We start from the raw sequence: 18,656 nt of genomic DNA on the forward strand, positions 1-18,656 counted from the left end.
CACGGCAAGGAGAATACCAGATGCGCGCTATCACCTACACCGAGTTCGGCCCCGCCGAGACCGCTCTTTCTTTGCAAGACATACCCACGCCTGATCCCGCCGCTGGCGAAGTCCTGGTGCGACTTCACCGCTCGGGCGTCAACCCGTCGGATGTGAAATCCCGCGCAGGCTCCCGGCCGGGCGTTACCAAGCCACCGTTTCCCCTCATCATTCCCCATTCCGATGGTGCGGGCGTGATCGAAGCCACCGGCGCCGGTGTCGACCCGGCCCGCAAAGGTCAGCGCGTCTGGATCTGGAATGGCCAATGGCAGCGCCCGCATGGCACCGCTGCCAGCCACATCTCCATCCCGGAAGATCAGGCCGTTCCCCTGCCCGACGGCGTCGGCTTCGAAACGGGCGCAACCCTGGGCATCCCTGGCCTCACTGCCGCGCAGGCAGTTTTGGGTGGTGACAACATCGCCGGGAAAACACTCCTTGTCTCCGGCGGCGGCGGTTCAGTGGGCCATCTCGCGATCCAACTTGCCCGCTGGGCAGGCGCACGGGTCATCGCCACTGCCTCGCCCGGCACCTCCACCCGCCACGCGCTAGAGGCCGGCGCCGAAACGGTGCTCGACTATCGCGCCCCCGATCTCGCCGAGCGTATCCTCGCCGCGAACGACGGCCATGCCATCGACCGCGCCGTCGAATGCGAATTCGGGACCAATATCGAAACGCTGGCGCGAGTGATGGCCCCTCTCTCGACCATCGCCGCCTATGGCTCGGCGGCCGACATGACACCGAGACTTCCCTTTGGCCCTCTGCTTTTCAAGGCGATCAAGATCGACATCACGCTGATCTATATCCTGCCCGACGCGGAGCGCACATTGCGTATCCAGCAACTTCATGACGCATTGGCCGAGGGCGCACTCACCTCTCGTTTCCATGCCACCTATCCGCTGGAACAGGCGGCATCCGCCCACATTGCCGTCGAACAGGCGGGCCGGCACGGCGCGATCTTGCTTGATTGCACCTGATCGCGCTCTTTCCAGGAAAAAATACTCACCGGCCTGCCACCAACACAGGCGCCATCATGACCTGAAAGCGTGCCCTGCCGACAAACTCCGCCGCCCGGACCTGCCGCAGGCGGGACCGGGCTCATTGAGCGACGCCGCCAGGCGTCACCTTTACTCATCGCCCTCATCGACCTGCTGTACCGCCTTGCGGGACCGCGCCAGGCCGGACTCGAAGTTCTCGGCATCGCCGTAGTCCAGAAAGCCGACATAATGCGGATGCACGTCGCCGACCCGCCCGGCATGCTTGATCGGGCACCAGTAGGCTTCGGTCCGCCCGGCCACCTCGCGCACCCAGGAGATCAACCCATTGCCATAGCCGCAATAGACGCAGTTGAGCTTTTGCAGCCAGTTGAGATAGGCCAGATGATGCCGGTCGATGCGGATATGATCGCGCCGCGGAACCTTGGGAATCCCGTAAACCGGAAAACACACCGCCTGGTAGATCGTCACGAAAAGATCCAGCAGCACGAAAGGTATGATCAACGAATATATCACCGGAGCTGTCAGCACGACCATCGGCCGGGTGCGTCGCAGGAATGTCAGCCATCGCACCCGAAGCGCCCGGTGCCGTCGCTTGGCCTCGGCTTCGAATTCAACCCGGCCATTCTCAAGACTATAGCGGAACGCCTCGCCCCGCCGCGAAATCTCGTCTTCAAGCTCCTCCTGAAGCGCGTGTATGCGCTTCAGGATATCTTCCATTGCCGACATCGGGGAACCCTTTCACGGTTTCACCCGGTCAGCCTAGCACGGACGACCCCGAACCGGAATCATCCAATCGCAACAAGCTCCACGTCAAAAACAAGGTCCTTGCCCGCCAGCGGGTGGTTGGCGTCCAGGACCACGTGATCGTCGGTCACGTCATGAATGGTCAGGGTCATGACCTGCCCGTCCTGATTCTGAGCATTGACCTGCGTGCCCACCTCCATCGGGATCTCGTCGGGAATATCTGCGCGGGGCACCGCCTGGCGGGCCTCCTCTTGCACCGGGCCATAGGCCTGGTCGCTGGGCACTTCAACTCGGCGCGTGTCGCCCACGCTCATCCCTTCCATGGCGGTGTCGAGACCCGGAATGATCTGGCCCGATCCAACGGTGAATGCCAGCGGGTCGCGACCCTCGCTAGAATCAAAGACGCTGCCATCCTGCAACGTCCCGGTATAATGGATGTGGACGGTATCGCCCTTCTTGACCTGGCTCATATCAGCTCCTTTTCCGTCCGTTTCGAACAGTTTCCTCAAGTAAATGAGCCCTGACCCTAACGGTCGTGCGGATTGATTGCAAACAGGCCGGGCAGCGAAACTGGGCATGTTTTCGCTTCACCCGCGCGCGCGTACGTGCCACCTTGCGCCGGGGAGGAGATCATGACCATCACCACAGCCGTGTTCGACGCTTATGGCACGCTCTTCGACATCACCGCCGCCGCCCGCGAGGCCGCGGCCGAACCGGGGCGTGCCGCCCTGGCCGACAACTGGCCCGCCCTGGCTGCACATTGGCGCACCAAGCAGTTGCAATACACGTGGCTGCGCGCCGTCACCGGCGATCACACCGATTTCTGGTCCGTGACCTGCGATGGGCTCGACTGGGCGCTCGAGGCCACCGGACTGGCCGGTGACACCGATCTGCGCGACCGCCTGCTCCAGCTTTACCGCGAGCTCACCGCCTATCCCGAAGTGCCCGACATGCTGGCGCAGCTCAAGTCGATGGGGATCGCCACCGCGATCCTATCCAATGGCTCGACCGACATGCTCGACGCGGCCGTTCGATCGGCCGGTATCGGCGACCGGCTCGACGCCGTGCTCTCGGTCGATTCGGTCGGCATCTTCAAACCTGCCGCCGCAGTCTATGATCTTGTCGGCGCACGCTTTGGCTGTGAGCGGCACGAGGTGTTGTTCGTGTCGTCGAACGGCTGGGATGCCTGCTGCGCCGCCGCCTATGGCTTCACCACCGCATGGGTCAACCGCGCAGGCGAACCGACGGATCGCCTGCCGGGACAGCCAATGCACCAGCTGCCCGACCTCACCCGCATCCCGCAACTCGCAGACCCGGATCATGGCAAGTTTCACAACCTCTGACGGCCTCGCGTTGCATTTCACCGACGAGGGCGAGGGCCAGCCCCTGCTCTGCCTTGCCGGGCTCACCCGCGACGGGCGCGATTTCGATTTCGTCGCGCCCCATCTCGCCGGTATCCGCCTGATCCGGCTCGATGCGCGCGGACGCGGGCGCTCCGACCGGGGCGATCCTTCGACCTACACGCCAGCGATCGAGGCACGCGACGCGCTCGAACTCATCGACCATCTCGGACTCGACCGGGTGGCGATCCTCGGCACCTCGCGCGGCGGAATCGTCGCGATGGTGCTGGCCGCCACCGCGCATGACCGCCTGGCAGGGATCGCGCTCAACGATGTCGGACCGGAGATCGACCCGCGCGGGCTTGACGCGATCCTGACGTATATCGGACGCAACCCCGCCCACAAGACCCACAGCGACTTGCTAAGGGTCTGGCCGGATGTCATCCGCGGCTTTGCCAATGTACCCGAATCACGCTTCCGCGCGGAAATCGCCCGACTCTATGACGAAACGCCCGAGGGCCTGCGCATCGCCTATGACCCACGGCTGCGCGATGCCGTCCTCGAAGCCGCAGCCCAGCCCGCCCCTGACCTCTGGCCCCTCTTCGACGCGCTGGCCGGGCTACCGCTCGCGGTGATCCGGGGGGCCAATTCCGACACTCTCGCACCCCGAACTCTCGCGGAGATGCGCCGCCGCCGCCCCGACTTGATCGTGGCCGAAGTGCCCGATCGCGGCCATATCCCCTATCTCGACGAGGCCGAAAGCCTCGCCGCCCTGCGTCAATGGATGAAACGTCTGTGAATATAGAAATGATCCGCGCTGCCGCATCGCGGCTTTCCGGCCATTCACGCCACACACCGTTGCTCTCATCGCCCTTCCTGGACGAGATCGCGGGGCGCCGCCTGCTGGTCAAATCCGAATGTCTCCAGCATACCGGCAGCTTCAAGTTCCGCGGTGGCTGGTCGGCGGTCTCCGCGCTCGATCCGGGCATCCGGGCGCGCGGCGTGATCGCGTTTTCAAGCGGCAACCACGCACAGGGCGTGGCCCATGCAGCCGCCCTTCATGGCGTGCCCTCGGTGATCATCATGCCCGCCGATGCCCCCCGGCTCAAGATCGACAACACCCGCGCCCTGGGCGCCGAGGTGGTGCTTTATGACCGCACGGGCGAGGATCGCGACGCCATCGGCGCCCGCCTCGCCGAAGAACGCGGGCTGACCCTCATCAAACCATTTGATGAACCGCAGGTGATCGCCGGTCAGGGCACTTGCGGCCTCGAAATCGCCGCACAGGCCGCCGAGGCGGGCATCGAACGGGCCGATGTGCTGGTCTGTTGCGGCGGCGGCGGTCTGACCTCCGGCATTGCCCTCGCGCTGGAAGCCGAGGCACCGGGGCTGCGCGCCCGCCCCTGCGAGCCGCATGGCTTTGACGATACCACCCGTTCACTGGCCAGCGGCCAGCGTGAAACCAACGCCATCATGGCCGGTTCGATCTGCGATGCGATCGTGACACCCAGCCCGGGTGAGTTGACCTTTCCGATCATGCGCCGCCTGTGCGGCCCCGGCATCGTCGTGACCGAAGACGAGGTTCTGCACGCCATGGCGCTCGCATTCCTTCGGCTCAAGATCGTGGTCGAACCGGGCGGCGCCGCCGCACTGGCAGCCGCGCTGTTTCACCCCGACGCGATCGAAGGCGACAGCGTGATCGCGGTGGCCACCGGCGGCAATGTCGATCCTGATCTCTTTGGCACGGCACTGGCGCGGCTGGGCGGCTGACGCCGCCCTGAAAACCTCAGCTTTCCACGCCCCTGTTGCCGCCGGCCCAGTTCGCAGCGCGCGTGCCCAGCTCCTTGAATTTATTCGAGGCCCCGTCAAGGCGCGCGGTCCATTCAGGGTCGGGCGTCTGCCCGTCCGTCACCTTGAAGAACGCCTGCAACAGGCAGGCCAGCGCAAAGGGCTCGATCAGCGCTGCCTTGACCGCCCATGCGAACAGGATGGCAAAGACGAACCCGCCCGCCGACCAGCCACCGGGGATGAGATAGACAACCGCCGCCGCCGGGGCCAGCATGACGAGGAAGACCACGAAAGCAAGCGCATAGCTCACCAGCGTGATCCAAGCCGCGTTGGCCAGCATCGGGCGCGCGTTCTGTCCATAAAGCACCAACGCGTCGCGCGCACCCGACCACGGATTGTCGGGGTTCTGGCGGATGAGATGGGCCAGGATCACCTCGTCGATCAATCCCACGGCGACCCGCAGGAACGCCCGCACGACCCGCATCAGGCCGTCCACACCCGGAATCGGCAGGATCGAGGCCAGCCCACGCACCAGGCCGGTGATCGCACCTATCACGCCCTTGATGATCTGGTCGAGCGCAAAGAGCAGGTTGGCCTGGGCAAAGCGATCCTTGACGATGTCCTGCGCATGGGCGATCTGGCCCTTGCCCCCGGGCAGGGGGCGATCGTCGATCATCTCGACCATCACGGCGATATGCCCGGCCTTGACAATGTAAAGGATGTATTCACGCAGGAAATACAGCACCGCGGCCGTTGCACCAAACCCGATGGCCCCGCCCCAGAACGTGCTCGTGGCACGAAAATCCGCATCGCCAAATGCGCCGACACCCCAGCCGATCCCGGCCCCGGTGCCTGTGACCAGAACATAGGCCACCGCGATCCCGAAATAGACGAGAACGCGCAGCACGATGAACGGCGCCGTCCGCCGCATGATCTCGAAGGATCGGGCAAAGGAGAATTGCATGTCGGACCTCTCGTTAATTCACTGCTCGAACAGGCCCGACCCTGACCGCTGGAACACCCGAGATCAACCCCGAAGGCATGGCGCAAGCGAGCCGGTCGAGCGTGCCCGAATTTGACAAACCGCACCGCACGCGCCATTCCTCGCCTCAAGCAGCCCGAGGATACGCACCCCATGAAGATGGTCGAATTCGAAGACGTCGCGCTCCACTATCGCATCGACGGCGACCCGGATGGGGCGCCAGTGGTCTTCGCCAATTCGCTCGGCACCGATCTGCGGCTCTGGGACGACGTTGTGGACCGGTTGCACGCCGGGCTGAAACTCGTCCGCTACGACAAGCGTGGACATGGGCTCTCCTCGGCCCCTCCAGCCCCTTATGCAATGGGCTCGCTGGTACGCGACGCCGAACGCCTGCTCGACCATCTCGATCTCCGCGATTGCGTCTTCGTCGGGCTATCCATCGGCGGCATGATCGCGCAGGGCCTGGCCGTCAAACGGCTCGACCTGGTGCGCGCCATAGTGCTTTCGAACACCGCCGCCAGGATCGGCCAACCCACGATGTGGGAAGAGCGTATCTCCGCCGTGCGCGCGGGCGGGATCGAGGCGCTGGCCGACAGCATCCTTGAACGCTGGTTCTCGCGCCCGTTCCGCGATACGAGCGAATTCGCGGGCTGGCGCCACATGCTCACGCGCCAGCCGGTCGAGGGATATGCCGGTTGTTGCGCCGCCATCGCGGGCACCGATTTCTACACACCGACCTCCGGGTTGCGCCTGCCCTGCCTTGGCATCGCGGGAAGCGAGGACGGCTCCACGCCGCCGGATCTGGTCCGCGAGACCGTGAACCTCATTCCCGGCGCGCGGTTCGAACTCATCCGCCGCGCCGGCCATTTGCCCTGCGTCGAACAGCCCGACGCCTATGCCCGACTTCTGACGGATTTCCTGCGCGAGATCGGCCATATCGCGCGCTGAAGCCCCTGCCCCCGGCATTGCCTTTTGCATGACCGAACGCCATATAGCGGCGCAATGCGCGCATTCTGAACCGGAACAAGACAGCGGAGACCAGAGATGGCCGATTTCCTGCTCATTCACGGGGCCTGCCACGGCGCTTGGTGCTGGCGCGACCTGATCCCGGAGCTGACGGCGCTCGGCCACCGCGCGCGGGCCATCGACCTGCCAGGCCATGGCGGTGATCTCACGCCGATATCCGACATCACCCTGCAATCCTATGCCGACGCGATCCTGTCGGCCATCGACACCCCTGTGACGCTTGTCGGGCATTCCATGGCGGGCTATCCGATTTCGCTCACTGCTGAACAGGCCCCCGAGAAGATCGCCCGCCTGATCTATCTCTGCGCCTATGTCCCAGAGGGCGACAAGACCATGGCCGACAGGCGCCGCGAGGCCCCCTATCAGCCGCTCCTTCCGGCCCTGCTCCGGGCCGCCGATGGCAAGAGCTTTCGTGTCGACCCTGCCAAGACCCGCGAGGTTTTCTATCACGACTGCCCCGAGGGCACCGAGTGCTATGCCAATACGCGCCTCTGCGCCCAGGCCGTCGCACCACAGGAAACCCCCTGCCCGCTGGGCGAGAAATACGCTTCGGTCCCGCACAGCTATATCCGTTGCATGGATGACCGCACCATCCCGCCCGAATTCCAGGTCACGATGACCGAGGAATGGCCCGCCGCCGATGTTCACGAAATACCCAACGGGCATTCCCCCTTCTTCGCCGACCCCGAGGGACTCGCGGCCCTTCTGGCAAGGATCGCACACTGATGGCCGGGTCCGTTTTTGACAGCCCGCTTTACACCCGCCTCTTTCCCACTGGCGAGGTCGGCCGCCTCTTTACCGACAGCACCGAGATTCGCGCCATGCTGATCGTCGAAGGGACATTGGCCAAGGTTCAGGGCGGCTTGGGCGTGATTCCCGAAACCTCGGGCGCCTTTCTCCACCGGGCCGCGATGGAAGTACAGATCGATCCGGCCGGTTTGGCCAATGCAACGGGCCAGAACGGGGTCAGCGTGCCGGGCCTCGTCGCCGCCTTCCGCAATGCGATTGAAGCGCCCGACCATGCCCAGTTCGTCCACTGGGGCGCCACCAGCCAGGATATCATCGACACCGCGCTGATGCTGCGCCTGAAACAGGTCCTTTCGCATTATGAAACTGCGCTGCGCCGGGTGCTCGCGGCACTGGCAAGGCAGGCCGAAGCCCATGCAGATCTTGCCATGCCCGCCCGCACCTGGGGGCAGCACGCCACCCCGACCAGCTTTGGCGCGACCGCCGCTGCATGGGGGGTCCCGTTGCTGGCGCTGCTGGACGAGCTCGACTCCCTGCGCGCGCATCTCTGGGTTTCGCTTTCGGGCGCGGCAGGCACCGGCGCAGCGCTGGGGGACAAGGCGGGCGAGACACGCGCAGCGCTGGCAGCAGCGCTGGGCCTTACCGATCCGGGGCGTTCCTGGCATACTGACCGCACCCCGATCCTTATGATCGCAGGCTGGATCGCACGGCTCAACACGGCACTCGGAAAGATGGGCGAGGATATGGCCACGCTCGCGATGACCGGCATCGGAGAGGTCCGGCTCGGCAGCTCGGGCGGCTCATCGACCATGCCGCAAAAACAGAACCCGGTCGGCCCCGGCGTGCTTGCCGCGCTCGCCGCACAGGGCACTGCGCTCAATGCTGCGATCCAGGGCGCGGGGTTGCACCGGCTCGATCGCGACGGTCCGGCTTGGTTCACCGAATGGTTGGCCTTGCCGCAGCTCTGCCTTGGCGGCGCGGCGGCACTGGAACACGCCCGAGACCTTGCCGAAACGCTCATCCCACTCCCCGAGGCGATGACCACCGCCCTGATCAAAGGCCAGGGTCTCATCCATGCTGAGGCGCTCAGCTTCGCGCTCGCGGCAAAAATGCCCCGCCCCGAGGCCCAGGCCGAGGTCAAGGCACTCTGCAGCAAGGTCTCCGAAACCGGTCGCCCCCTGCGCGATCTCGCAGGCGAAGCGCATCCCGACCTCGACCTTTCGGCCGTCTTCGACCTAATCCGCCAACTGGGAGAGGCCCCCGTTGCCGCACGTCGCTTTGCCGATGCGGTCCGCGCCCTGCCTGAACCGCAAGCGTCGGAATGACATAACTTTGCCCGGGGCCATCCACACCGCGCAGGCCCCGCCAAACCAATGGATTTCGTGTATTCCAATCCTTGCGACCGTGACCCCCGCTCATGCCCACCGCCCGCCTGTCCGTTCTTTTCATTGTTCTGACCGTGGTGATCGACGCCATGGGAATTGGTCTCATCATGCCGGTCATGCCCGCGCTGATTGCCGAGGTCGAGGGCACCAGCATTGCGCAGGCCGCCATTTGGGGTGGCGTGCTCTCGACCGCCTTTGCGGTGATGCAGTTCCTCTTTGCGCCGCTTATCGGCGCATTGTCGGATCGTTTCGGGCGCCGGCCGGTTCTGCTCATCTCGCTCGTGGTAATGGCCGCCGATTACGTGGTCATGGCACTGGCCGGCTCGATCTGGCTGTTGCTTGCGGGCCGGGTGGTCGGCGGGATCACGGCAGCCACCCACTCCACCGCCAACGCCTATATGGCCGACATTTCCGAACCGCATGAGAAGGCCGCCCGTTTCGGGCTGGTCGGGGCAGGTTTCGGCCTCGGTTTCGTGCTCGGACCCGTGCTCGGCGGCCTGCTGGCCGAGTTCGGCACGCGCGCACCGTTCTGGGCGGCCGCGGCGCTTGCGCTGGCCAATGCCGGGCTTGGCGCGCTGGTGTTGCGCGAAACGGTATCCGATGCGATTCGCCGCCCTTTCCGATGGTCGCGCGCCAACCCGTTCGGGGCGCTGCGCTCGATCACCGCCTTCCCCGGGCTGCGTCCAATCCTCGCGGTCTATTTCCTATACCAGGTGGCGGGCATGGTCTATCCGGCGATCTGGGCCTATTTCACAACCCTGCGCTTTGGCTGGACCGAGGCGACGATCGGCCTGTCTCTGGGCATCTACGGGCTTTTCTTCGGCCTGGTGCAGGGCTTTGGCGTGCGCCCGGCCATGGCGCGGCTGGGCTACCGCGGCACGGTGATATTCGCGCTCCGGATAGAATTCGTTGCGCTCATCATGACCGCCTTCATCCCTTCGGGAACCGTGCTGCTGATCCTGATCCCCGTGGTCGCGTTGGGGGCCGTGGGCCTACCCGCGCTTCAGGGTGCGATGTCACAGGCCGTGGCCGACGATGCGCAAGGCGAACTGCAAGGCGTGCTGACTTCGGCCAATTCCATGGCGATGATCATCGCCCCGCTGACCATGACCCAGAGCTTTGCCGCCTTCACCCGCGAGGGCGCCGCACTCTACCTGCCCGGCGCGCCGTTTCTGCTGGCCGCCATGCTGATGGCGCTTTGCCTGTTGCTCTTCACACGCGGTTCCGTTTCGTCAGGCCGCTGAAATCACCCAATTTGGCACTTGCACATGCTCCCCTCATGGGGCCAGTCTCGCGCGCAAATCCAACAGGAGGCCCGAGAACACCATGACCGCCATCAAAGCCGCCGTATGCCATGAATTCGGCCAGCCGCTCACCATCGAAACCGTCGATCTGCGCGCGCCAGAAATGGGCGAGATCGAGGTGACGCTGGAGGCCGTGGCGATCTGCCATTCCGACATCTCCTTCGCCGAAGGCGCATGGGGCGGCACGCTTCCGGCCGTATATGGCCATGAGGCCGCGGGAAAGATTTCCGCCGTTGGCGCGGGTGTGCGCGATTTCAACGTCGGCGACGATGTGCTCGTGACGTTGATCCGCGCCTGCGGCACCTGTCCCTCCTGTGCAGGCGGCAAGCCGACGATCTGCGAAACGCCCTATAACGGCGACCTAGGGCCGCTCGCCATGCCCGACGGCTCGACTCTTCACCAGGCCATGGCCTGCGGCGCTTTTGCCGAGAAGGTCGTCGTCGATCAAAGCCAGATCGTGAAACTGCCCGCCGACATGGAAAAGGATGTGGCCTGCCTGCTGTCTTGCGGGGTCATCACCGGCGTCGGTGCCGTGGTGAACGCTGCCAACTTCAAGGCCGGGCAGGATGCGGTGGTGATCGGCGCGGGCGGCGTCGGGCTCAATGCCATCCAGGGCGCACGCATCGCCGGCGCACGGCGCATCGTCGCCGTGGACATGAGCGAGGAGAAACTTGCCGACGCGATGGAATTCGGCGCCACCGATGGGGTGCTGGCCACTGACCCGAAACCATGGCGCGCGGCGATGAAGGCGATGGGGCGCGGCGCAGATGCGGTCTTTGTCACTGTCGGCGCGATCCCGGCTTATGACGCGGCGCCGCGCTATCTGGCCCGCGGCGGCAGGGTGGTGATGATCGGCATGCCCCACTCCTCCGACGTCTCGACATATTCTCCCGTGGTCATGGCCGCCGTGGGCCAGGGCATGGTCGGCTCCAAGATGGGCGACGTGGTGATCCGCCGCGACATCCCGTGGATGATCGACCTTTACCAGCAGGGCCGCCTGAAACTCGACGAACTGATCTCGAACCGCTGGCAACTCGACCAGATCAACGACGCCATCGCCGACACCAAATCCGGCAGCGCGCGCCGCAACGTCATCCTGTTCTGACACTCACGGGGTTGCGTTCCGCGCTGCCCCCGGGCGAAGTTGCTCCGAATCCCGCACCCAACGGAGCCACGTCCATGAAACTCGCCGATCTCGACATCATCGTCACCGCCCCCCCGGCACCGGGCTGGGGCGGGCGCTACTGGATCCTCGTCAAGCTCACCACCGACACCGGCATTACCGGCTGGGGTGAATGCTATGCCGCCTCGGTCGGCCCCGAGGCGATGAAACATGTCATCACGGACGTCTTCACCCGCCACATGGAGGGCGAAAACCCCGAAGAGATCGAGCTGATGTTCCGCCGCGCCTATTCCTCGGGCTTCACCCAGCGCCCCGACCTGACCGTGATGGGCGCCTTCTCCGGCCTTGAAATCGCCTGTTGGGATATCCTCGGCAAGGACCGTGACCGTCCGGTTCACGCGTTGATAGGCGGGCGCATGAACCACCGCATCCGCGCCTATACCTATCTCTACCCCCTGCCCGATCAGGATCTAGAAACCTTCTGGACCGACGCAGACGCCGCCGCGGTCAGCGCCGCGGATGCGGTGGCGCGCGGCTACACGGCGGTCAAGTTCGACCCCGCGGGCCCCTACACGATGCGCGGCGGTCACATGCCGGCCATGTCCGACATCTCGACTTCGGTCGCCTTCTGCAAGGCGATCCGCGAGGCAGTGGGCGACCGGGCCGACCTTCTCTTTGGCACCCATGGCCAGTTCAACACCGCCGGTGCGATCCGGCTGGGCCAGGCGATCGAGCCCTATTCGCCGCTCTGGTTCGAGGAACCCACGCCGCCCGACCACATCGAGGACATGGCCCGCGTCGCGCGAAATGTCCGCATCCCCGTCGCCACCGGCGAGCGGATGACCACCAAGTCCGAATTCGCTGCCGTGCTGCGCGCCGGGTCGGCCGAGATCCTTCAACCGGCGCTGGGGCGCGCTGGCGGAATCTGGGAAATGAAGAAAACCGCCGCCATTGCCGAGGTCTTCAACGCCCAGATCGCTCCGCATCTCTATGCCGGTCCCGTCGAATGGGCCGCCAATATCCAGCTGGCCGCTTCGATCCCGAACATCCTGCTTCTGGAAACCATTGAAACCGATTTTCACCGCGACCTGATCGGCGGCACGATTTCGGTCGAGAACGGGTTCGTGACGCCACCCTCCGCCCCCGGCCTCGGAATCGAGGTCAACGAAAAGCTGGCCCGCGCCCACCCCTACAACGGCACGGGCCTGCACCTTCAGATGCAGGATGCGCCCTGCGATTATGCGAACGGCAACAATTTTCAGGGGGGCGCACCTGTCAAAAACCTGTAATCTTGGCGTTTGCCACCTACATATGCTAAATACCGCATGGATCACCAGTAAGGAGCATGAGCTTGTACGCCAAGGCCCCCCCTGCACCGCCCACCGAAATGGCCCGCAGCGCCGCGAGTGCGGCCACCTATCTCAAGACGCTCGCGCATGAGGGGCGGCTCATGATTCTGTGCCATCTCGGTTCGGGCGAGAAATCGGTGGGCGAACTGGAGGAATTGCTCGACATCCGACAGGCCGCGGTGAGCCAGATGCTCGCTCGCCTGCGCGAGGAAGAACTCGTCAAGACCCGGCGCGACGGCAAGACGATATATTACAGCCTCGCGGACGAGAGCACCTACGAGGTGATATCCCTGCTTTACCGGCTTTTCTGCGGCCCCGGTGACGCCCGGCCCGGCGACCAGAACAGTTGTGACTGAAACAGGCGAGGCCACCCTAGTATCCTGACCTTGCGTCACCCTCCGACGCCCCCCACACACCGGGCAGGAGAAACATCTTGGCCTGTGGCACCATGCGTGTAATCTCCCCCGAAAAAGCGGGAGGAGAAGGAGATCACCATGACCATCTACAGGAGCCGGTTCCCCGATGTGGCGCTGACCGACAAGTCCATCACCCAACGCGTATTCGAGGGCATTGACCCCGACAAGACCATCCTGATCGACGGCCCATCGGGGCGGGCAATGACCGGGGCCCAATTCATCGGCGGGGTAAAGTCACTTGCCGGCGGGTTGACCCAGCGCGAGTATGGCGCGGGCAAGGTGGTGGCGCTGATGGCGCCCAACATTCCCGAATATTGCGTAGTCTTTCACGCCAGCGCCTGGGCGGGCGGGACCGTGACCACGATCAATCCCACCTATACCGCGCATGAGGTCAACCACCAGCTTACCGATGCGGGCGCCGATGTTCTCGTGACCATCGACATGTTCGCGGACACCGCGCGCGAGGCCATCAAGGGCACCGGCGTCACCGAGATCGTGATCATCGGCGACGCGCCCGAGGGCATGGTTCCGCTCACACAACTCATGGGTGCCCCGATGGAGGAACAGGTCCCTGTCGACGTGGCCGAGCAGGTCGTCGCCCTGCCCTATTCCTCGGGCACCACCGGCCTGCCCAAGGGTGTGATGCTCACCCATCAGAACCTTGTCGTGAATATCGACCAATCGCTCGTCCCTGCCGATGTGCAGCCGGGCGAGATGACCGTTGCCTTCCTGCCGTTCTTTCACATCTATGGGCTTGAAGTGCTTATGAACATCTATCTCGCCGCCGGTGGCGGGCTTGTCACCATGCCGCGCTTTGACCTGGAGATGTATCTCAAACTGGTCGAGCAATATGAAACCCCTCGCCTCTGGATCGTCCCGCCCGTGGCGCTGGCGCTGGCCAAGCATCCACTGGTCGATCAGTTCGACCTCGGCCATGTCGAACAGGTCAATTCCGCCGCCGCTCCGCTCGGCGCCGACCTGGCGCTGGCGATGGGGGCGCGGCTGGGCACCAATGCGACGCAAGGCTACGGCATGACCGAGCTTTCACCGGTCAGTCACATCTCGCCGCAGGGCAAGGGCAAACCCGGCGCCTCGGGCGTGTCGATCTCAAATACCGAATGCCGCATCGTGAATCCCGAAACGCTTGAGGACATGCCCACAGGCGAGGACGGAGAGCTTTGGGTCCGTGGGCCACAAGTGATGAAGGGCTATCTCAATAATGACAAAGCCACCGCCGAAACAATTGTCGAGGGCGGATGGCTACGCACCGGTGACATCGCCCATTTCGACGAAGATGGCTATCTCTACATCACCGACCGGCTCAAGGAACTGATCAAATACAAGGGGTTTCAGGTCGCCCCGGCAGAACTCGAAGCCGAACTTGTCACGCATCCCGCGATTGTCGACGCCGCAGTGATCGGCATCCCTGACGATGATGCGGGTGAATTGCCCATGGCCTTCGTCGTGGCATCACCCGGTACCGAGCCACCGAGGCTGGAGTCGGTCCAGGACTACCTCGAAACCCGGCTCGCCCATTACAAACAGGTACGCCTGCTCGAAGTGGTCGAAGAGATCCCCAAATCCGCCAGCGGCAAGATTCTTCGGAGGTTCCTGCGCGATCGAGTCGCCTCGGGCTGATCGCCGGTTTTCAGAACGCCTGGCGAAATGGACCTCTGATCTCGCCATGGTCTGAGGTCCATTTAGGTCATGCCACCGCCACATCCCGGATGTCAGGACCGTATCATGGCTCTTGGCCGCGGTGCCTTTCGATTCCATCAGACTGAAATTGCTGCTATTTCAGATAAATGGAAATCGTTCTCGTCACCACGGTCATCGCATCGCTGTTTTTGGTGATCGCCGCAGCCGAACCGCTTGCGGCGCGGCTGCGCCTGCCGTTCAGCGTGATACTAGCTGTCCTGGGCATTCTGATCGGGACGGGTGCGATCTTTTTCCTTCGGACCGAACTGACGGATGCGCTGGACCCGGTGGCCGAGGCGCTTGTAGGACTGCCGATTCGCTCGAACGTCTTTCTCTATGTCTTCCTGCCGACCTTGTTGTTTCAGGCAACGCTGGGCATGAACCTGCGCCGGATGCTGGACGACTGGGTGCCGATCCTGGTGCTTTCGGTCGTGGCCGTGGTGGTGGCGACACTCAGCGTGGGTTACGCGCTGTCATGGGTCAGCGCGCTGCCGCTCGCGGCCTGCCTGCTGATCGGCGCGATCGTGTCGACAACCGATCCTTCCGCGGTTGTCTCGATCTTCCGCTCGATTTCCGCGCCGCGCCGTCTGGCACGGATCATCGAAGGCGAAAGCCTGCTGAACGACGCCGCGGCCATCGCGCTCTTCGGCCTGTTCATGGGCTTCGTGATGCTGGGGAACCCGGACCCCGACCTCGGCGAGGCGTTGGCCCGCTTCCCGCTCCTCGTCGTCGGCGGCGCCTTCACGGGCTGGCTGGCCGCGCGGATAGCCGTGTGGTTCATGGCGCTCTTCAGGCGGCATGAACTGGCGCAAATCTCGATCTCGGTCGCACTGCCCTACCTGGCGTATATAACGGCAGAGCAGAGCATCGGCGCGTCGGGCGTGATCTCGGTGGTCGCTGCGGGGGTGACGCTGAACCTGATCGGGCCGGGGCGTCTGCCGCCACAGGCCTGGGCAAACCTGCGCGAGCTATGGGGCGTGCTGGCGCATTGGGCGGGGGCGCTGATCTTCATTCTCGCCGCCCTCTTGATCCCGCGGCTTCTCGAGGAAGTGCGCATCGAGGATTTCGCGCTGGTCGGCGTGGTGATCCTCGCCGCTATCGCGGCGCGGGCCGTCATCCTGTTCGGCCTCCTCCCATTCCTGACGATGTTGACCCTCTCGCCGGCGGTGGAACGGCCCTACCGCGTTGCCATCCTCTGGGGCGGCCTACGAGGGGCTGTGACCTTGGCGCTTGCTCTCGCAGTGACCGAAAGTTTCCGCGTGCCCGACGGAATCCAGCGCGTTGTGGGCATCCTCGCCACCGGTTTCACGCTTTTCACACTGATCGTGCAGGGCACGACGCTGCGCTGGGTCATCGCACGGCTTGGGCTCGACCGCCTGTCACCCATCGACGAGGCGCTGTCGCGACAGGTGGTCGCCGTCGCACTCCAGACGGTGCGCGAGGACGTGGCGCGCACCACCGAAAACTACGAACTGAGCCACGACACCGTTCGCTCCGAAGCCAAGCGCTTCGGCCAGCGGTTGGACGCGGCGGTGAAGGCCGCCGAAGAAAGCGCCGACATACTCGATCGTGACCGCATCACGCTTGGCCTGATCGCGCTGGCAGGGCAAGAACGTGACACCATACTGGCCCGGGTGCGCGAACGCACGATATCGGCCCGAATGGCCGAACAGGTGCTGACAGTCGCCGATCGCCTGATCGAGGGTACACGCAGTGGCGGCCGCAGCGGATACCAGCGCGCCGCACGTCGCAGCGTCGCCTATGGCCGGGTCTTCCGGGCTGCCGTGCGCCTGCATTCCCGGCTCGGCCTGTCCGAACCTCTCGCCCGGATGACCGCCGACCGGTTCGAGCTTCTGCTCTCGCATCGCCTCATCCTGCGTGACCTCGGCTCCTTCATCAACGGTCGTATCCGACGCATCCACGGGCGTCGCGTGGCCGATCTGCTGCGCGAACTGCTCACGCGGCGGATCGAGATGGTCGAGACGTCGCTCGATGGGCTCCGACTGCAATATCCCGGCTACGCTGAGAAACTCGAACGCCGCTTCATCCGGCGCACGGCACTGCGCCTTGAGGAGCGGGAATACACGGCGATGCGCGAGGACGGGCTGATCGGTGCCGAGGTATACACCGCGCTGATGCAGGACCTCGACGCGCGACGCGCTGCCGCCGAGGACCGGCCAAGACTCGATATCGCCCTGCAACGGGTCGAACTGGTCCGCCAGTTCCCGGTTTTTGCAGATCTGGACGAAACCGCGCTCAAGCGCCTGGGGCGGGTTCTCAAGACGCGCTACATCAACGCCGGTGAGGTCATTTTCGCCAAGGAGAGCACCGCCAAAAGCGTGTTCTTCATCGCCTCCGGTGCAGTAGAACTGGAAACTGCCGGCCAGACCTGGCGGTTAGGGCGTGGCGAAATGTTCGGACAAATGTCGATCCTGATGAACAAGGTCCGCCGCGCCGAGGCGCGGGCACTCGTGCCCTCGACGCTGCTCGTCCTCGACGAGGCGCGCTTCCGTCGACTATTGAAACGCAGCACGGCCCTCCAGGACGCAGTGCGCGCAAGTGCGCACAAGCGCGGCATCGAACCGGACGAACTGTTTTCCGCTTAGTGGCCTGCGCTCGCAGGCCCCGCATGCACCCTGCTCAAACGACTTCGCCAGCTTCCAGTCGCCGCAATATCGCCTCACCCTGGGCAAGGATCGCGGTGCGCCGCGCCTCCGGCATCCGTTCCCAGGTCCGATAGACCGTTGCCATCCGCGGGTTGCCCACGAACCGCGCCCGATGACGGTCGATGAAATGCCAGTATAGCGGGTTGAGCGGGCATGCCCCCGGCCCCGGGCGCGCCTTTACGTCATAGGCACATGACCCGCAATAATCGCTCATCCTGTTGATGTAATTGCCGGATGCAGCATAAGGTTTCGAGCCCACAACCCCGCCATCGGCAAACTGGCTCATGCCCAGCGTGTTGGGCGCTTCGACCCATTCGAACGCATCCGCATAAACCGCCAGATACCATTCATGCACCGCCCCCGGATCGGCCCCGGCCAGCAGCGCGAAATTACCCGTCACCATCAGGCGCTGGATATGATGGGCATAAGCCTCCTCGCGGGTCTGCTCCACCGCCGCGCGCAGGCACTCCATCCGCGTCTCGCCGCCCCAGAACGCAGCGGGCAACGCCCGGTCATGGCCCAGCGCGTTGCGCGTCACGTAATCTGGCCCCTCGCGGAAATAGATGCCGCGCACGAATTCACGCCAGCCGATCACCTGCCTTATGAAGCCCTCGGCTGCGTTGATCGGCACATCCCCCGCCTGCCATGCCGCCTCGACCCGCTGACACACCTCCAACGGCGACAGCAGACCGATATTGAGGTAGATCGACAGCACCGAATGGTTGAGAAACCGGTCGCCTGTCAGCATCGCATCCTGCACATCGCCGAAACCGGGCAGGGCATGGGCGATGAAGTGATCCAGCGCGCGCAGCGCCTCGCCCCGCGTCACCCCGAACCAGAACGGGTGGAGATCGCCGAAACTGTCCCCGAACCGCGCCGCGACCAGGTCCATAACCTCCCGCGTCACCGCGTCCGGCGCGAACCGGATCGGCCCGGGCCCGAACAGGTCGTGCGCGGCGCGCTTGCGATTGTCATGGTCGAAATTCCACTTGCCCCCCGCCGGTTTGTCGCCCTCCATCATCAAACCGGTCTTGCGCCGCATCTCGCGATAGAA

At 64.6% G+C, this 18,656-nt stretch carries 17 protein-coding genes; 13 read left to right on the forward strand and 4 right to left on the reverse strand.

Translation table 11 applies throughout. The annotated features are described in order from the left end of the window. The first annotated feature begins 20 nt into the window (after positions 1 to 20). A complete protein-coding gene (locus ACESL9_RS07265; RefSeq protein ID WP_372611281.1) occupies positions 21 to 1,013 on the forward strand; it encodes an NADPH:quinone reductase in 993 nt (330 codons plus the stop codon). Positions 1,014 to 1,163: 150 nt separating this feature from the next. Here the strand turns inward: ACESL9_RS07265 and ACESL9_RS07270 are convergent, their stop codons facing one another. Together ACESL9_RS07270 and ACESL9_RS07275 are read right to left on the reverse strand one after the other, a co-directional pair. Beyond that, complete coding sequence (locus ACESL9_RS07270) at positions 1,164 to 1,760, reverse strand: hypothetical protein (RefSeq protein WP_372611283.1); 597 nt, start codon at positions 1,758 to 1,760, stop codon at positions 1,164 to 1,166. Between the two features lie 59 nt (positions 1,761 to 1,819). Continuing rightward, on the reverse strand, positions 1,820 to 2,248 hold the full coding sequence (locus tag ACESL9_RS07275; RefSeq protein ID WP_372611285.1) for a peptidylprolyl isomerase: 429 nt from the start codon (positions 2,246 to 2,248) through the stop codon (positions 1,820 to 1,822). A 162-nt stretch (positions 2,249 to 2,410) separates the two neighbouring features. On the opposite strand from ACESL9_RS07275, the gene ACESL9_RS07280 reads away from it, so the two are divergent. Genes ACESL9_RS07280 through ACESL9_RS07290 form a run of 3 tightly spaced genes read left to right on the forward strand, consistent with a single transcriptional unit; the run spans position 2,411 to position 4,888 of the window. Then, on the forward strand, positions 2,411 to 3,121 hold the full coding sequence (locus ACESL9_RS07280) for a haloacid dehalogenase type II (RefSeq protein WP_372611287.1): 711 nt from the start codon (positions 2,411 to 2,413) through the stop codon (positions 3,119 to 3,121). After that, positions 3,099 to 3,917, forward strand: coding sequence for an alpha/beta fold hydrolase (locus ACESL9_RS07285; protein WP_372674655.1), 819 nt, complete (start codon positions 3,099 to 3,101; stop codon positions 3,915 to 3,917). Before ACESL9_RS07280 ends, ACESL9_RS07285 begins: the two co-directional genes overlap by 23 nt. Next, a complete protein-coding gene (locus tag ACESL9_RS07290) occupies positions 3,899 to 4,888 on the forward strand; it encodes a threonine/serine dehydratase (RefSeq protein ID WP_372611291.1) in 990 nt (329 codons plus the stop codon). The genes ACESL9_RS07285 and ACESL9_RS07290 overlap by 19 nt, the downstream gene beginning before the upstream one ends. A gap of 16 nt (positions 4,889 to 4,904) precedes the next feature. On the opposite strand, the gene ACESL9_RS07295 is transcribed toward ACESL9_RS07290, so the two are convergent. Next, entirely contained in the window at positions 4,905 to 5,870 is a 966-nt protein-coding gene (locus ACESL9_RS07295) for a hypothetical protein (protein ID WP_372674656.1), read from the reverse strand. A 171-nt stretch (positions 5,871 to 6,041) separates the two neighbouring features. On the opposite strand from ACESL9_RS07295, the gene pcaD reads away from it, so the two are divergent. The 9 genes from pcaD (at position 6,042) to ACESL9_RS07340 (ending at position 17,542) form a co-directional block, all read left to right on the forward strand. Further along, positions 6,042 to 6,836 carry a 3-oxoadipate enol-lactonase gene (gene pcaD, locus ACESL9_RS07300; RefSeq protein WP_372674657.1) on the forward strand — a complete coding sequence of 265 codons (795 nt, stop codon included), beginning with the start codon at positions 6,042 to 6,044 and terminating at the stop codon, positions 6,834 to 6,836. Between the two features lie 96 nt (positions 6,837 to 6,932). Beyond that, positions 6,933 to 7,640, forward strand: a complete 708-nt coding sequence (locus ACESL9_RS07305; protein WP_372611297.1) for an alpha/beta fold hydrolase — start codon at positions 6,933 to 6,935, stop codon at positions 7,638 to 7,640. Further along, positions 7,640 to 8,986 (forward strand): lyase family protein, encoded by a 1,347-nt coding sequence (locus ACESL9_RS07310; RefSeq protein WP_372611299.1) that lies wholly within the window; start codon positions 7,640 to 7,642, stop codon positions 8,984 to 8,986. Before ACESL9_RS07305 ends, ACESL9_RS07310 begins: the two co-directional genes overlap by 1 nt. Positions 8,987 to 9,078: 92 nt before the next feature. After that, complete coding sequence (locus ACESL9_RS07315; protein ID WP_372611301.1) at positions 9,079 to 10,290, forward strand: TCR/Tet family MFS transporter; 1,212 nt, start codon at positions 9,079 to 9,081, stop codon at positions 10,288 to 10,290. A gap of 82 nt (positions 10,291 to 10,372) precedes the next feature. Then, positions 10,373 to 11,455 carry a Zn-dependent alcohol dehydrogenase gene (locus ACESL9_RS07320; protein WP_372674658.1) on the forward strand — a complete coding sequence of 361 codons (1,083 nt, stop codon included), beginning with the start codon at positions 10,373 to 10,375 and terminating at the stop codon, positions 11,453 to 11,455. Between the two features lie 74 nt (positions 11,456 to 11,529). Further along, the gene (locus ACESL9_RS07325; RefSeq protein ID WP_372674659.1) at positions 11,530 to 12,762 is read left to right on the forward strand and encodes a mandelate racemase/muconate lactonizing enzyme family protein; all 1,233 of its coding nucleotides are present in this window, start codon (positions 11,530 to 11,532) and stop codon (positions 12,760 to 12,762) included. A gap of 56 nt (positions 12,763 to 12,818) precedes the next feature. Beyond that, a complete protein-coding gene (locus ACESL9_RS07330; RefSeq protein WP_372611307.1) occupies positions 12,819 to 13,178 on the forward strand; it encodes an ArsR/SmtB family transcription factor in 360 nt (119 codons plus the stop codon). Positions 13,179 to 13,316: 138 nt separating this feature from the next. Then, the gene (locus ACESL9_RS07335) at positions 13,317 to 14,876 is read left to right on the forward strand and encodes an AMP-binding protein (protein ID WP_372611309.1); all 1,560 of its coding nucleotides are present in this window, start codon (positions 13,317 to 13,319) and stop codon (positions 14,874 to 14,876) included. A 167-nt stretch (positions 14,877 to 15,043) separates the two neighbouring features. Continuing rightward, positions 15,044 to 17,542: a cation:proton antiporter gene (locus ACESL9_RS07340; RefSeq protein WP_372611311.1), complete on the forward strand. Its 2,499-nt coding sequence runs from the start codon at positions 15,044 to 15,046 to the stop codon at positions 17,540 to 17,542. A gap of 34 nt (positions 17,543 to 17,576) precedes the next feature. Here ACESL9_RS07340 and ACESL9_RS07345 read toward each other — a convergent pair. Continuing rightward, the coding region (locus tag ACESL9_RS07345) for a cryptochrome/photolyase family protein (protein WP_372674660.1) at positions 17,577 to 18,656 on the reverse strand (1,080 nt) is incomplete at its 5' end.

This window comes from Aquicoccus sp. (genome assembly GCF_041686535.1).
In the GTDB taxonomy this organism is placed as follows: domain Bacteria; phylum Pseudomonadota; class Alphaproteobacteria; order Rhodobacterales; family Rhodobacteraceae; genus Aquicoccus.

Bases quoted from the DNA above. Each gene is read 5' to 3' on its own strand.
- ACESL9_RS07265 (WP_372611281.1), top strand. From the start codon at position 21: ATGCGCGCTATCACCTACACCGAGTTCGGCCCCGCCGAGACCGCTCTT.
- ACESL9_RS07270 (WP_372611283.1), bottom strand. From the start codon at position 1,760: ATGTCGGCAATGGAAGATATCCTGAAGCGCATACACGCGCTTCAGGAG.
- ACESL9_RS07275 (WP_372611285.1), bottom strand. From the start codon at position 2,248: ATGAGCCAGGTCAAGAAGGGCGATACCGTCCACATCCATTATACCGGG.
- ACESL9_RS07280 (WP_372611287.1), top strand. From the start codon at position 2,411: ATGACCATCACCACAGCCGTGTTCGACGCTTATGGCACGCTCTTCGAC.
- ACESL9_RS07285 (WP_372674655.1), top strand. From the start codon at position 3,099: ATGGCAAGTTTCACAACCTCTGACGGCCTCGCGTTGCATTTCACCGAC.
- ACESL9_RS07290 (WP_372611291.1), top strand. From the start codon at position 3,899: ATGGATGAAACGTCTGTGAATATAGAAATGATCCGCGCTGCCGCATCG.
- ACESL9_RS07295 (WP_372674656.1), bottom strand. From the start codon at position 5,870: ATGCAATTCTCCTTTGCCCGATCCTTCGAGATCATGCGGCGGACGGCG.
- pcaD (WP_372674657.1), top strand. From the start codon at position 6,042: ATGAAGATGGTCGAATTCGAAGACGTCGCGCTCCACTATCGCATCGAC.
- ACESL9_RS07305 (WP_372611297.1), top strand. From the start codon at position 6,933: ATGGCCGATTTCCTGCTCATTCACGGGGCCTGCCACGGCGCTTGGTGC.
- ACESL9_RS07310 (WP_372611299.1), top strand. From the start codon at position 7,640: ATGGCCGGGTCCGTTTTTGACAGCCCGCTTTACACCCGCCTCTTTCCC.
- ACESL9_RS07315 (WP_372611301.1), top strand. From the start codon at position 9,079: ATGCCCACCGCCCGCCTGTCCGTTCTTTTCATTGTTCTGACCGTGGTG.
- ACESL9_RS07320 (WP_372674658.1), top strand. From the start codon at position 10,373: ATGACCGCCATCAAAGCCGCCGTATGCCATGAATTCGGCCAGCCGCTC.
- ACESL9_RS07325 (WP_372674659.1), top strand. From the start codon at position 11,530: ATGAAACTCGCCGATCTCGACATCATCGTCACCGCCCCCCCGGCACCG.
- ACESL9_RS07330 (WP_372611307.1), top strand. From the start codon at position 12,819: ATGAGCTTGTACGCCAAGGCCCCCCCTGCACCGCCCACCGAAATGGCC.
- ACESL9_RS07335 (WP_372611309.1), top strand. From the start codon at position 13,317: ATGACCATCTACAGGAGCCGGTTCCCCGATGTGGCGCTGACCGACAAG.
- ACESL9_RS07340 (WP_372611311.1), top strand. From the start codon at position 15,044: ATGGAAATCGTTCTCGTCACCACGGTCATCGCATCGCTGTTTTTGGTG.